The following is a 15,438-nucleotide window of genomic DNA, read 5'->3' as shown; positions in this document are numbered from 1 at the left end:
GTAAAATTATATCTCTTATTTAGAATTTTTCAAAATAAAACTGAAAACAGTAGGTGTTTTTTAAACGCTATTTTGCGCTTTTTAAAGCTTGCTTATCCTCCCATTAATTAACTTTTTAACGGGTCAATTTTCAAATAAAGCCCTTGATTTAGCACTTTTGTAAAATGGGCAAATGCAGTTGTTTGTAAATTTATCAACCAAGAAAAAGCTGTAATAAATGAAAAAAGCCTAGAAGCTCTTATTTCTATTAATTATCCCACTAGGCAACTATGATCTCGTGGTTATTGCGTATAACAGATAAGCTACTAAATCTAATGGTTTAGTTAAATCTGGGTGGTAGTGCTCAAATTCATCTAATTTTTGATCCTTTAAGAATGGATTAATTAAATCTAAGTTGCTACCTTCAGCAGCAATCTTTTGGATAGCATGGGGTACAAACAGAATCTTTTGTTCCTGCTTATTAAAGCTGTATTGTGGCGTACGCACTTGGATGTGACCATACTTCCAAGAAGGTACGACACCATCAAAGGAATAGGTAACCTTGAATTTACCCCTCCAATATCCTGGAATACTACCCCGAAAGGCTCAAGTTCATCATTTAGCACTTACCTCTACATCATAATCCACTGTTACATCAAACTTAAAACGATAAGCTGAATATTTAAATTTTTCACCAGCACCCCATTCGTGGTTTTGTCTAAAGTTATGGGAAGCAATTCAGATCTTACCCTCTTCATTATCACCAACAGTACCTGGTAAAGAAACCTTAACGTTTTTAGGTTCAGACACCGTCGAATCAGAGTACTTAGCAATTCCATCACGCAGGGAATCCTTTATGTAAATCCCTTGATAACCATAACCTGGATTGGTTACTTTACCAACATCTTTTTCGGTGGCTTTTGGACTTAAACCAAAGGCCTTACGGAATTTTTCATCATCCCTAATGTCTTGCCATTTAGCTTTCTTAAAGATCTTTTCAGTAGTATCCTTTCAACCTAATAATGTAATGTAGAAGGTTCAAGCGCGGTAATTACCAAAGGAAACTTCTAGTGCTCTAAAAAGTCCAGCGCGGGTTCTAACGTTGTCTTCTTTGGTGTAACCTAGTTTAAGACGTAAATCATTATTCGTAAAGAATTCAACAAAGGAGTCGATGCCACCAAGCGCCTTCTTCAATTCAGTTTGCGCTTTACGTAACTGTTCGTCATTTTTCGCTTTTTCTGCTTGAATTCTTTGTTGTTCTTCAAGCTCCTTTTGGTGTTTTTCCTCTTCTTCCTTACGGATACGTTCCGCTTCTTCCCACTCTGCTTTTTGTCTTTGCTTTTTCTCAATTAAAGGATCAACGTATTTTTGTTGGAACTCTGCTTCTAATCTAGGTAGTTCCAAGTCATAGATGGACTTTTCTAAATCAAGATTTAACGCATTGAACTGGTCTTGTAACAACGTGTTAGCTAAATGAGTAGCGTCAGTTTGATCGTAGTGCAATTTATCTACTTTAACCCTACTAAAGAATTGCCAGTTAACGGGGCCAATGCATTTATTGAACAGCTCGTTAAAAGTTTCTTGGGTAGAGAAATTATTGGTTCTCAAATCAACCGTAATGTTGAAAGTAACTTTTTGGTTGTTAACAAGCAGCTCTAAGTTGAGTGGTATTTGCACCGCGTAAGAAAAACGGACTTTGTCGTTTTTAATAATGTCACGTTCGCCCACCAAACTTACTTGGAAGTCATGAATTTTATGACTAACAACTTTGAAATCAGTGAAGTTTTCAAAGATTTGTTGTGGTAGGTTCAACCCGTTTTTACCCAATGCAGGAAAGAACCCTTCACCACCATATGAGCCCAAAACGTTTAGCACATTGGGATTTTCATCTTCGGGTAAATCAATTTGGTTGCCAATATTAGTGTTGAAAATTTTATTAGCTTCTTCGATCTTTTTCTGTAGCTCAACAACCTTATCTAAAAAGGATGAAATGGCATCCTTTCAACCACTTAGTAAGTTGTAGACATCAATTGGTTGAAAACCTTTAACAAAACTTTCCTTATTGGGAAACTTTTGTTTGAAACTGGCAAAACTAGTTTCTGGGGTACGCTTTTGTGCCTCTTTAATTTCTTCAGTTAAACTTTCCCCTAAATTAAGCAGGTGAATGGATTGTGTACCTTTAATTTCAGTGCTAGACTTCTTTAGTGAAAACTGTGAGTTATCAGCATCAGTACTAATAAACCCAGATAAGGGCGCCAAAGATGCGGGCAAAGATAAACCCAATAAAATTTTGTGGAGTTTTTTCATTACTAATAATTAATTGAGAAATGGATAAGAGTCGCTACAACTGTCAGACAAAATGTTTTTGTTATTTCACCTTGTCAGCGATGGCATACATTAGGTATGACACCATGTCTAAAGGCTGCGTTAAATCTGGGTGGTAGTGTTCAAAAAAATCTAAATGTTGATCTTTTAAGAACGGATTAATTATTTCAAGGTGTTTACCTTCAGCTTCAATTTTTTGTACATGACGTGGTACAAATAAAAGTTGTTTTTCTTGTTCCTTAAAACTGTATTGTGGTGGACGCACTTGCTTGTCACCATAGTTTCAAGAAGGTACTTCAACATTAAAGGAGTAAGTAACTTTAAATTTACCTTTTCAATACCCTGGGATGCTACCTCGGAAAAGAGCAGTTCATCAAGCAGCTTTTACCTCTACATCATATTCAACTTTGACATCAAAATTAAAGCGATATGCTTTATCTTTAAAATGTGCACCATTACCCCATTCCCGATTCACTTGAAAGTTGTTTGGCGAAATTCAAATTTGATCTTTTCCACTTCCATCAACTTTGCCAGGTAAATAAGTTGTGACGTTATTTGGTCGAGAAACGCTGTAAGTAGCGTATTTATCAATCGCCTCACGCAACGATTGTTTTAAGTGAATACCTTGGTAACCATAACCCGGAGTAATGACCCTGGAAGCCTCTTTTTCGTTGGCACTTTCTTTTAAACCGAAGGCCTTGCGTAAATTAGCGTCACTTCTTATATCTTTTCAATTAGCTTTTGTAAGTATCTTTGCGGTAGTTTCCTTCCAACCTAATAAAGTTAGATAGAAGGTTCAAGCACGGTAGTTACTAAAAGAAACTTTCAGTGCCTTGTATAACCCTGCACGGGTTTTAATGTCATCTGTCTTTTCAAAACCTAATTTAAAGCGACCTTCGTTTGATGTAAAGAATTTAACAAAACCGTCAAGACTATTAAGCGCAACTTTGAGATCATCTTGTGCTTTTTTGAGCTCAGCATCGTTTTTTGCTTGTTCTCTTTGTTTCTTTTGTTGTTCTTCAATTTCTTTTTGCAGTTTAGCATCTTCCTCTGCCCGTCTTCGCTATTCCTCTTCCCATTCTTTCTTTTGCTGAGTTCTTTTTTCACGAAGTGGCTTAGCGTATTCCTCTTCAAACCTTTCTTCTAAACCATCAAGGTTAAGGTCGTAAATCGATTTTTGTAAATCAAGGTTTAACGCATTAAACTGGTCTTGTAGTAGGGTGTTAGCTAAATGGGTGGCATCAGTTTGGTCATAGTGCAACTTATTTACCTTTATTCGACTAAAAAACTGTCAGTTGGTTGGTGCAGTTCCATTGTTGAATAAATCATTGAAAGTCTCTTGGGTAGAAAAGTTATTGGTTCTCAAATCAACCGTAATATTGAAAGTAACCTTTTGGTTGTTAACAAGCAGTTCTAAGTTGAGTGGTATTTGCACCGCGTAAGAAAAACGGACTTTGTCGTTTTTAATAATGTCACGCTCGCCCACTAGACTTACCTTGAAATCGTTAATTTGGTAACTCTCTACTTTAAAGTCAGTAAAGTTTTCAAAGATTTGCTGTGGTAGGTTTAATCCGTTTTTACCCAATGTAGGGAAGAAACCAAAACCGTTATACTCGCCCAATACTTCCAAAACATTCGGGTTTTCCTTTTTAGGTAAAACTATTTGATCACCTACATTTGGATTAAAAATTTCATTTGCTTCCTTAACCTTGCCTTGTAATTTAATTACTCTATCCAAGAAAGAGACCAAAGCACCTTGTCAACCACTTAAAAAATTGTAAACATCAACTGGACTTAACTCACTTTGACTGAGTAATTTTTGGTTGGGAAATTTCTTTTTAAATTGGGTAAAGCGCTGCGCTGGCGTAAATTGTTGGAGCTGTTCAATTTGCTCCATTAAACTTTGACCTAAAGTAATAGTTTGAAAACTACCTTCATGAATGGCAGAGGCGCCAGTGCGTTGTAAGGCAGTTGGAACCGGTTGCTTATTGACATCAGTACTAGTAATAAGCAAACTAGAAAACGGTATAAGTGAGACAGAAAAGGTTAACCCCAGTAACAATTTAGGGAGTTTTGTCATTAATTATTAGCAATCTCAAATAAAAAATCTGACAACTAAAACTGTTGGCAAAACCAACCAAAAGGATATTTAACTGAGGAAACCTCGCCCCAAAGTTTAACCCAAAATTTTTATTTTTGCCGGTTTAACTGTTGTTAATTTTTGAGACAAAGTTCTACCAGTTAAAAAAGACACTTTTAAACTCGTAAAATTTGCACACTAATTTTTGGCGTCTTTTTGTTTTTTGGGTAATTTAAATGATGTATGCGTAATAAAATGACAGTTTTAAAAAATCATTTATTTTATTTGGGCAGTCAACTCGCTCAGTGACCTGTTGGTGCCTACCTCTTTAAACACTTTCACCTTTTTCCAATCAATAAATAAAGGAGGTCTTTGCCATTAAACGCAAAATTTCCCTTACTTTGTTTAAGAAAAGACTAAATAAAGATAAGATTAATGATTGTTATACATGGGAAGAAGAACTACCTGATGGTAGCTACGACATGGGATTTCATGGCAATTTAAACCATATGGAAAAAGGTAAAAGTGGATACGTCACCCATAAACAACTGGATAAAAAACTAGAAGTGTTCAAACAAGATCTTCTAGTTGAACTTAGTGAAAAATTTGTAACTAAGGAAGAATTCAGAGCTCAGGGCAAGCAAATCAAAGAACTTCAAATTGAGCAAAAGGCTCAAGGCAAGACACTTCAATTAATACTCGAAGCTCTCCAGGGTATAAACAAACGTTTAGACAAATTGGAATCTAAGTAGATAAAGCACAAAGTAAAAGTACCAGCAGTTAATCTTTATTGGTTAGCTGCTGGTACTTTTACTCCTTTAAAAATCCTTAAAAACTTTTTGATTTAATTTTTGGCACCTTTTTAAAGTCTGGTCAATTTATTTAGTGGAGACAATATTATGCACAGAAATAATTTTGCATATTGATCAATCAAGCAGTTGATCCTCGTTGACAACAAAGTTGCAATTAGTAGTTACTTTTTAAATTTCACTGAAAAGAAAGGAGGTATGGCTTAATGAAAGAGAAAATTCCGTTTTATAACGAAAAAGAATTTCATGACATGGTGAAAAAGACCAAAAGGGTACTTTTTCAGGTTGATATATTATCGACAAAGACAACAACAGTGTGGAATTCTCTGGCAATTTCAACAGACAATTTAAACTTAACAAACCGGTTATACCAGTGAACACTGAATACGTAACGCGTAAAGAGTTTAACGAGTACAAAAAATCAAAAGACCAACGACTTACAAAGATTGAAACTGAGTTAAAGAGTCAGGGTCAAAGGATTCAAGTTGTTGAGGACAAAGTTGATCGACTAACTGAAGTTGTTATCGTTCAAGGCCAACAAATTAAAGAGCTTCAAGTTGAACAAAAAAATCAAGGAGAAACACTTAGATTAATTTTGAAAGCACTTGAAGGCATAAACAGACGTCTAGACAATTTGGAATCTAAATAATTCCAAATAACAATAAAAATACCAACAGTGCCTATATTGATTAGGTTTTGCTGTTAGTATTTTTATTCACACTTAGACTTTTTTTGAAATCTAAATAGTGCTAGATAAAGCGCTAATTATATACAGCAAAGAACTACCAGTTATTTGTTGGTTCTTTAGCAATCGCAAACATCAAATAGGAAACTAGATCAATTGGTGCTGTAACCTCATAAGACTGACGTTCGAGATTATGTAAGTTTTGTGATTTCAACAAGCCGTTGACACCATTACTATCACCACCAACAGCGGTAATCTTTTGAATGGAGTGCGGTACAAATAATAGCTTGTTATCTTCAGTAAAACGGTATTCAGGAGCGTGGGTATGTACCGAACCGTAGTACCAGGAAGGTACATCACCATCAAAAGTGTGGGTTACTTGGAGTTTACCCTTTCAGTAGCCCGGGATGTTACCACGTAAGGCTAAAGTTCACCAGTGGGCTGCAATCGAGCCTTCTAATTCAAAACTAACTTCAAACTTAAACTTGTAAGCCTTACCTTTGAAGTGTTCCCCCACACCAATGTGTACACCCTGTTTAAAGTCTTCTGGTGCAATCCATACTTTGGTGGTATCACTTGGATTACCATCAATGGTGGCTTTCACATTTTGTGGACTACCCGCATGGGTATTAGCATAGTAACCTAATGCCCAACGGAGTCAGTTACTCATGCGAATTCCATAGTAACCATAACCTGGTAATGATGTTTTACCAACTTGTTCTTCCGATGCTGTATTTTTTAAGCCAAAAGCATTTTGGAAGTTAACGTCACTTAATAGGTTAGTTCAGCTAGTCTTCCGAAGTAACTTTTCACTACCTGCTTTTCAACCAAGCAAGGTAATGTAGAAGGTTCAAGCGCGGTAGTTAGCAAACGAAATTTTGAGTGCTTTCACTAAACCTGCACGGGTATAAAGGTTGTCCTCCTTCGTGAAACCCAACTTAATGCGGTCTTCACCTTCAGTTCAGAATTTCACAAAGCCTTCCACACTACTTAGAGCAGTTTTTAAGTTAGTTTGAGCTTGTTTAACCGCCGCATCCTTCTCAGCCTTTTCTTTAAGTTCACGCTGAATTTGTGCTAGCTCTGCTTCTTTTTGTTTCCGTTCTGCTTCAATTCGTTTTTGTTCTTCATCCCAAAGTCGTTTTTCCTCTCTACGTTTAGCTAGTAAAAGTTCCACATATTCTTGCTGGAACTTAGTTTCCATTTCGGTTAATGGCAACTCATAGATCGACTTTTGCAAGTTTAAGTTTAAGGTATTGAACTGATCTTGTAAGAGGGTATTGGCTAAATGGGTACTGTCATTACCATCATAGTTCAACTGTTTCACTTTAATCTTGCTGAAGAACTGTCAGTTAGTAGCTGCGTTACCAGGCGCATTAAAGATTTCGTTAAAACCGGCTTGGTTGGAGAAGTTATTGGTCCGCAGATCCAAGCTAAAGTTAAAGTAAACCGGACGCTTATTGACTAAAAGTGCTAACTCTAAACCAATGTTAACGACATAACTAAAACGGAACTTGTCGTGTTGGACAATGTCACGTTCACTGGCAATGTCCACCTTAAAGTCACTAATCTTATAGTTCTCAATTTGGAAGTTATTAAAGGATTGGAAAACTTGGTCCGGGATGTTTAAACCGTTATTACCTAATGTAGGAAAGAAACCATCTCCACCGTATTCACCTAACACTTCTAAAACATTTGGGTTATCTTTCTTGTCGGGATTTTTCTTTTGGTTCGGGAAAATATCGTCAGCTGCTTTAATCTTCTTTTGCAGTTCAACTACCTTAGCCAAGAAGTTTTCTAAAGCACCTTTTCAACCACTTAAAAAGTTGTAAACATCAATTGGTTGAAAACCGTTTCTTAAACTGGCCTTATCAGGAAACTTTTGTTGAAAGCTAGCAAAGCTAACTTCTGGTGTTTGTTGTTGTACCTTAGCTAGTTGTTCCTCAATATCCTCGCCCACAAATAAGGCGCGGAAACTATCTAAGTTTTTGCTAAAAGATTTCGATTTATGTAATGCTGCAACTGGTGATTCAGCATCAGTTTTTGTAACTAGTAGACCAAACAACGGACCGAGGATTGCTGGTAAGGAAAGCCCCAACAGCAACTTGTGCAGTGTTTTCATTTAATGGTGTTTGACGAATGTTGAAGTGGCTAAAACTGTTGGCGAACCAACCAGAGAGAAAATTTAAATTGAGTTGTAACTCGCTTAGATTTTAGAAAAAGATCTTTTTTTAGGAACGGTTTTTGATCTTAATCGTTAACTTTACACCTGAACTTTAACTGCTGAAAGTGACTAAACCTTAATGTACTGGATCGCGTACAAGAGGTAAGAAATGAGGTCAATTGGGTTAGTTGATTCGTATGACAAGCGCTCTAGGTTATGGAGGTTTTGGGTTTTTAAAAGATCGTTTATACCTTTGTCCGCACCAATCGCTTCAATCTTTTGAATGGAGTGGGGTACAAACAACAGTTGTTGCTGATCGGTAAAGCTGTATTGGGGTAAATGGGTATTGACTGGGCCCAATTCCCACACTGGTACCATACCATCAAACAGATGGGTTACTTTGAGTTTGCCTTTTCAGTTCCCAGGAATTGAACCCTTAAAGGCTCATGCTCACCACTTAACAGCAATTCAACCCTCTAGTTCAAAACTAATTTCCATGTTAAAGCGGTAGGCCTTATCCTTGTATTTAGGACCAACACCGTAATGTTTGTTCCATTCAAACGGTTCGTTAGCAATCCAGACTTGTTGTTCATTATCTGGGGTGCCCGTAAACTTGGTCTGTACATTTTGCGGTACGCCCATATGGATATAGGAGTAATAGCCCAAAGCCCAGCGCAACCAGTCACTCATGCGTAAGCCATAGTAACCATAACCTGGTAGGGTAGCTGCACCCAGGGTTTGTTCTGATACGGTGTTCTTTAAGTTAAAGGCCTTTTGGAAGTGGATATCACTTAATAAGTTAGTTCAACTAGGTCTTTTTAACAACAACTCCGAACCATTCTTCCAACCTTGTAGGGTTAGATAAAAGGTTCACTGCGGATAGTTAGCGTAAGCAATTTGTAACGCCTTGTAAACCCCAGCACGAGTAGTAATGTCGTCCTGTTTGTTAAAGCCAACTAATAAACGGTCCGGACTCTTTCAGAACTTGACAAAATCAGTAATACTCTTTAAGCCCTTTAGCATGTTTTCCCGTGCTTGCTTGATCTTTTGGTAATGCTCAGCTTTGGCTTTCAATTCTGCTAACAGCTTTTGCCGTTCTAGTTCCTTGCGTTTGTTCTCGGCCGCAATCCGTGCTTGTTCCGCTTCGTAAGCAATTTTGGCCTGCGTGCGTTTGGCATACAACGGTTGTACCCAGTCGTGTTCAAAGCGCTGTGCCATTGCGTTTAAGTTCAAGCGGTAAATTGACTTATTTAAATCAAGTTGTAAGACATTAAACTGGCTTTGTAATAAGGTATTAGCTAACTGAGTTATGTCATTGCCTTCATACACTAAATGGTTAACTTTAAGCTTGCTAAAGAACTGCCAGTTAAGTGGATTAGTTTTTTCGTTAAACAATTCATCAAAACTGGTTTGATTGGCAAAGTTATTCGTCTTTAACTGTAGGTTAAAGTCAAATAACACTGGGTTACGGTTAATTTGTAATTGTAACACTAAGTTAAATTGCACCTGAAAGGCATAGCGCACTTTGTCATGTTGCACTATGTCCGGTTCACTCACTAACGCTACCTCAAAGTCTTTAATGGTAAAGCTACTTAGTTGGAAGTCACGGAAGAACTGGAACAGCTGTGGTGGCAGGTGTAACCCGTTGGATCCTAGCGTGGGAAAGAAACCCTTACCACCATATGCACCTAACACTTCAAAGATGTTGGGATTCTCATCCTTGGGTAAAGTTTCCTTTTGGTTAGGGAAAATTTGATCAGCTGCTTTAATCCGTTGTTGGAGTGCCAACACCTGGTTGAGGTACGCTGTTAAGCTACTCTTCCAACCACTCAAAAGGTTGTAGACATCAAAGGTATTTAAGGTGGAGTTGGCTACACGTTTTAGGTTGGGAAACTTTTGCTGAAAGAGCGCAAAACTAGCGGCGGGATCAGCATTACTTTGCTGGATTGGTTCTAATAACTTAACGGTATGAAAAATGCCATCAAAGTCCTGGTTAATGCTGGACCTGTGGCGCACAGTAGTTAAGCTTTCATTTTTGACAGTATCAGTATTAGTTAATAATAAGCCTAATAAGGGACCGATGGTTGTGGGTAAGGCGAGACCCAGCAACAATTTTCGGAACGCTTTCATCAATAAATAGCAATCGTTTATGGCATTAAAGTTGGGTACACTACCACTAGCAACAGAGGAAATTTAAACGAGATCTTGCAATCTCACCTAAGTTTAGCAAACCTTTTTTTAGGTTTGAACACCAAATCGGGAACTTGAAAAAGGTAGTGGTTGAAATGAACCTAGTTAACTAACCATTTAAGTTTTCAAAACGATCAAGATAGTAAACTAATACCGTCGGGTAACAGTTAAATAAAGCTGTTACCTTTTCAGTTTTATAAGCTTTGAACTAGCACATATGGTATTCGACACCGAAACCGAAAAGGGTAAACGCATTTTAGCATTATCACAGTTTTTAGTTAAGAAAAATATTCTCGATCACAACGAATTGCACCAACTCAACAACCGGATTGAACTGGTTTACCTCGAGAATGATCGCGAAAACGCCCTGTTTCTCGTGGCGCTCACTTTAAAAAAACCGTTAACAATTGACATTTGAAACGCCCTGTATGAGGGCTTTCAGGATGTGGAAGGGGCAGAACTGAGGATTACCTTCCAAGAAGATGCCACCTTCTTTAAGGACGGGTCCACTAAGTCCAGTGTCACCTTAGCCATTATCAAAGACTACTTCAAAAGCTTCTTTGGTAAGGACAAGAAGTACCGCATCCTGTTAGAGCAAGAGTTAACCCATCCTAACTTCTTGTCCTACAGTAACCATGAACTGAAAGCTAACTGCCAGTCCCAAGAATTAGACCAATGGTTAATTGAACAACGCCAAGCCTTCATTAAGTGGATGCACCAAGCTGGGTTTACCCACTTTGGTTTTGTCTCGTTGTTTAATCCACCAGCGGAAAAACAACTAAAAGTGAAATCAATGAAGGTATCCAAGTACGACAAGCAGTTTGAAACCGAGGTCTTTAGTACGGAATTTGTCCCCATTCACAAGATTAACCAACAAATGGATGAGATCAAACTAATGGGGCAAATCTTTGAGTTAAAGGACTTTCCTGGGTACAACAACCTCCGTAATACCCTTAATATTTATGTCACTGATTTCCAACTAGGTGGTTCGTTAATTTTGAAGTGGTTTTACAAGGATCCCAAAACAATTGAGGGCATTAAGATTGGTACCTGAGTTAAGGCCACGGTTAAGGTCGAACGTGATGCCAAGACCCAACTACTCCAGGGTATCATTAAGGAAATTTCCCCGATTGAAACCCCCGCTTACTATCGCCGCCCCGATCAGGACAAACAAAAACGGGTCGAATTAGTTTTCCACACCAAGATGAGTGCCTTTGATGGCATTAACAGTGTCCAGGAATACGCCCAGTTTGCCAAAGAACGCGATTGGAAGACAATTGCTGTCACTGACAAGGACAACATTCACATTTATCCCACTTTATATGAAGTGGCCAAAAAGTACGGCTTGAAGGCCATTTATGGTTTGGAATGTAACCTCATTGATGATCACATTAAGATAGTTAGCAATCCTGATAAAACCAAACTTAAGGATGCGACCTTTGTCATCTTCGACATTGAAACAACTGGGTTACACGGTCGGTATGACTCGGTGATTGAGTTTGCGGGAATTAAGGTCAAACATAACCGTGAAGTGGAACGAATGCAGTTCTTTCTCAAGATTGATGGACCCTTACCTGCAGCAGTTACCGAAATTACCAAGATTACCCAAGCACAACTAGAAGATGGGATGGAACAGCAAGCGGGGTTGGAAAAACTGCGCGCTTGACTAGATGGTTGTGTAATGGTAGCCCATAACGGTTTGAGTTTTGACTTGCCCTTTTTACAAACCCAGTTTGAAAAATACAACATTGCGCCACTAACCAATCCCTTAATTGATACCTTAGCCTTATCCTGGGCCTTAAATCCCGGGTTTGCCTCCCATACGTTGAGCAATATTTGTGCCAAGCTCAAGTTTGACTTTGATGATGAACGGTTGCACCGAGCGGATTATGATACCCAGGCCTTAAAGAAGGTCTTTGACTACTTCAAGGAACAGGTCGAACTCATGGGGATTACTAATCTCGAGCAGTTAGACCAAGAGTTAAACCAGCAGTGCCACTTTGAACTGCTCAAGCGCACTTTTACCAATACCGGCATTATCTACATTAAGAGCCAAAGTGGGTTTGCTAAACTGTATGAACTGTTATCAATTGCGCTCACCGATAACAACGCTACTCGACCCCTAGTGTTAACTTCAACACTCCAAAAGTTTGCTAAATCCTTTGTCATTACTGATAACCCGGTGCAAGGTGATATCTTTAAAGCGGCATTGACTAAACCGCTTAAAGAATTAGAAGCGGCCATTAAAAGAGTTGACTTTGTTTTAATTGCCCCACCTGATGCTTATGCTGGTTACACCATCAGGGAAGGTTTGAAAAAAGAAGCCATTCCTAACGCAATTAAGTTAGTGGTGGACACGGCCCAAAGACTCAATAAGTTAGTGGCAGTTGCCTCGGATGCTTACTTTATTCACCCCTGGGAGAATGAGTACTATAAGGCCATAGTTTGTGCCAAGGGTCTGGGTGGGCGTTGACACCGTCACTTTAACTATAAGGAAAGGGAACAACGGGTTCCCAATGTGTTTGTGCGTACCACAGGGGAAATGCTCAATGAAATGAGTTTTTTAGGCGAACAATTAGCTTACGAGTTAGTGGTCAAAAACACCAATAAGTTAGCGAAACAACTCACCGCTGATGACCTGGTACCAGTGCAAACCAAACTCCAACCACCAGTAATTGAAGGTTCTAACGAAAACCTGGCAGCCAAAACCTGGAGTCAAGCCAAGGCCATTTACGGTGATCCCTTACCTAAGTTAATAGAACAACGGATCCAGGAAGAGTTAAAAGCGATCATTGACAATGGCTTTGGCATTATTTACTGGATTTCCCATTTACTAGTCAAACAATCGGTTCAAGATGGTTACTTTGTTGGACCGCGGGGTTCAATTGGTTCTTCGTTGGTAGCTAACCTGATTGGTATCTCGGAAATTAATCCCTTAGTGCCGCATTATCTCTGTGAGAGCTGTCAGTACTTTGAGGTCAACGAAGAGGTCGATGATGGGTATGACCTCATGGTAAGGGATTGTCCAAAGTGTGGTGCCAAAGCAGCCTTTAAGGGTGATGGTCATAACATTCCCTTTGCTACCTTTATGGGTTTTGCTGGGGACAAGATTCCCGATATTGACTTAAACTTTTCCAGTGAGTACCAAGCCAAAGCCCATGCTTATGTGAGGGAACTGTTTGGTGAACAGTACACCTTCCGTGCTGGCACAATTGCGACAGTGGCCGAAAAAACGGCTTACGGGTATGCGCGCAACTACTTTGAAATTATTAAACAAACCGAATTGGCCACCGCTCCCGAAATTGAACGCTTTAAGCAAAAGTTAGTCGGGATTAAACGCACGACCGGCCAACACCCCGGGGGGATTATGATCTTCCCCAACCACAAATCGGTATATGAGTTTACCCCGTGTGGTTATCCAGCTGATGATACTTCCAGTGATTGAAAAACGACCCACTTTGAATATGATGCGTTAGGGGACACCATCTTAAAGTTAGATATTCTGGGCCAGGATGATCCGACTATGTTAAAGCACCTGGCCGATCTTACCCATGTCAATCCACAAAACATTCCCCGGTTTGACAAGAAGCTCACCGAAATGTTTTGGTCGGTCAATCCCTTAAAACTAAAACCGCACTACTTAGATGAACCCACGGGAGCGATTGGGATTCCCGAGTTTGGTACTAAGTTCGTTCGCAAGATCTTGGAACAAACCAAACCAAAGGGCTTTGGTGACCTCATTCGCGTCTCGGGTCTAAGTCACGGGAAGAACGTGTGGGCGGACAATGCGCAGAAAATCTTGAAGGACCAAAACTTAAGCTTAAAGGATGTAATTGCCTGTCGCGATGACATTATGCTCTACCTCATTCATAAGGGGATGCAGGCCAAAGATGCTTTTGAGATCATGGAAAAGGTGCGTAAGGGAATTGCTCTCAATGCCAAGGAAGTGCAATTAATGCAGAGCAATGGGGTCGAACAACACTGGATTAATTCGTGTTTAAAGATTAGCTACCTGTTCCCGAAAGCCCACGCCGCGGCTTATGTTTTAATGGCCTGACGAATTGCCTGGTTCAAACTGTACCACCCGTTGAGCTACTATGCTTGTTTGTTGAGCTTTAAACTCAAGGAACATGATGTCAGTGGTTTTAAATCAGGTGTGAGCTTTGTCAAGCAAAAACTAGAGGAGCTCAACACACTGTACCGCATTAAACGGATTAAACCCAAAGAAGCAGAACTGTTAACCAGTTACGAGGTTTATTTAGAGATGATGGCCCGCGGCATTAAACTAGAACAAATCTCTTTAACCCACTCCCACGCCACTCGTTTTGTCGAGCACAACGGCATGCTAATTGCCCCTTTTATTACGATTCCGGGGATGGGGGAAGCTGTGGCCAATTCGATCATAGAAGCGCGTAACGAAAAGCCCTTTAGTTCGCTCGATGACTTTAAAAAACGCACTAAAATTACCAAAAAACACATTGAAGCGTTTACCCAAATGCAACTACTCGATGAGTTTAGGGAGCAAGACAACCAGAAAAAACTTTTTTAGTCAATCTTTAATATAACCTTATTAAGACTATCTTTAACCGTGATCAAAAAAGTGCACCACGCTTTGATCGAAAACGAATTGACAAAGCTACGTGATAAATCTTCTTCCTCCTCGCAATTTCGGATGGCGTTAAGCCAAATCACTTCACTACTCTTTTTTGAAGTAACTAAGGAATCACCCTTAGAAGAAATTGTTGTAAAAACCCCGTTTACCAAAACGAAGGGTTATAAGCTCAAAAACGAAATTGTTCTAGTCCCCATAATGCGCGCTGGCCTGGGTATGGTTGACCCAATTGTGCGCTATTCGGAAAAGATTCGTGTGGGTCACTTAGGGATCTACCGTGAACATGAGGGCACTAATGTAATTTCTTACTATAAGAAAATGCCCGAAAACATTGGCAACTCCCACGTGATTATCTTAGACCCAATGCTAGCTACTGGTACTACCCTAGCCACAGCCATTAGTTCCATTAAAAAGAACCACCCGATTAAGATTAGTGTGGTGGCCATAGTAGCAGCACCAGAGGGCATTAAAGCCGTGGAAGCAGCGCACCCTGATGTGGACATTTACCTAGCAGCCATTGATGAAAAATTAAATAAGGATAATTACATTATTCCCGGGCTTGGTGATGCTGGGGATCGCTTATTTGGTACTAAATAA

At 39.3% G+C, this 15,438-nt stretch carries 8 protein-coding genes and 1 pseudogene; 4 read left to right on the top strand and 5 right to left on the bottom strand.

Annotated features, from left to right (window positions below; genetic code table 4):
- Window positions 1-267: 267 nt before the first annotated feature.
- The 3 genes from F539_RS00225 to F539_RS00210 form a co-directional block, all read right to left on the bottom strand.
- Window positions 268-2,286, bottom strand: a complete 2,019-nt coding sequence (locus F539_RS00225) for a DUF240 domain-containing protein (RefSeq protein ID WP_014574850.1) — start codon at window positions 2,284-2,286, stop codon at window positions 268-270.
- A gap of 61 nt (window positions 2,287-2,347) precedes the next feature.
- Window positions 2,348-2,908 carry a DUF237 domain-containing protein gene (locus tag F539_RS00220; protein ID WP_014325303.1) on the bottom strand — a complete coding sequence of 187 codons (561 nt, stop codon included), beginning with the start codon at window positions 2,906-2,908 and terminating at the stop codon, window positions 2,348-2,350.
- Between the two features lie 459 nt (window positions 2,909-3,367).
- Window positions 3,368-4,384, bottom strand: coding sequence for a DUF240 domain-containing protein (locus F539_RS00210; protein WP_014574849.1), 1,017 nt, complete (start codon window positions 4,382-4,384; stop codon window positions 3,368-3,370).
- Between the two features lie 401 nt (window positions 4,385-4,785).
- Between F539_RS00210 and F539_RS00205 the strand changes: the two genes are divergently transcribed.
- Together F539_RS00205 and F539_RS00200 are read left to right on the top strand one after the other, a co-directional pair.
- The gene (locus tag F539_RS00205) at window positions 4,786-5,136 is read left to right on the top strand and encodes a DUF16 domain-containing protein (RefSeq protein WP_010874395.1); all 351 of its coding nucleotides are present in this window, start codon (window positions 4,786-4,788) and stop codon (window positions 5,134-5,136) included.
- A 263-nt stretch (window positions 5,137-5,399) separates the two neighbouring features.
- Window positions 5,400-5,842: pseudogene (locus F539_RS00200) on the top strand (DUF16 domain-containing protein).
- A 133-nt stretch (window positions 5,843-5,975) separates the two neighbouring features.
- On the opposite strand, the gene F539_RS00195 reads toward F539_RS00200, so the two are convergent.
- Complete coding sequence (locus F539_RS00195; RefSeq protein WP_014325298.1) at window positions 5,976-7,997, bottom strand: DUF240 domain-containing protein; 2,022 nt, start codon at window positions 7,995-7,997, stop codon at window positions 5,976-5,978.
- Between the two features lie 171 nt (window positions 7,998-8,168).
- Window positions 8,169-10,169: a DUF240 domain-containing protein gene (locus F539_RS00190; protein ID WP_010874392.1), complete on the bottom strand. Its 2,001-nt coding sequence runs from the start codon at window positions 10,167-10,169 to the stop codon at window positions 8,169-8,171.
- Window positions 10,170-10,446: 277 nt separating this feature from the next.
- Here F539_RS00190 and polC point away from each other — a divergent pair, with 277 nt between their 5' ends.
- Both polC and upp read left to right on the top strand, forming a co-directional pair.
- The gene (gene polC, locus F539_RS00185; protein WP_014574846.1) at window positions 10,447-14,778 is read left to right on the top strand and encodes a DNA polymerase III subunit alpha; all 4,332 of its coding nucleotides are present in this window, start codon (window positions 10,447-10,449) and stop codon (window positions 14,776-14,778) included.
- A gap of 39 nt (window positions 14,779-14,817) precedes the next feature.
- Entirely contained in the window at window positions 14,818-15,438 is a 621-nt protein-coding gene (gene upp / locus F539_RS00180; RefSeq protein WP_010874390.1) for a uracil phosphoribosyltransferase, read from the top strand.

It is taken from the genome of Mycoplasmoides pneumoniae FH (assembly GCF_001272835.1).
Lineage (GTDB): Bacteria > Bacillota_I > Bacilli_A > Mycoplasmatales > Mycoplasmoidaceae > Mycoplasmoides > Mycoplasmoides pneumoniae.
Note: the sequence above shows the minus strand (reverse complement) of the source record. Positions and strands in the feature narration are given on the sequence as shown.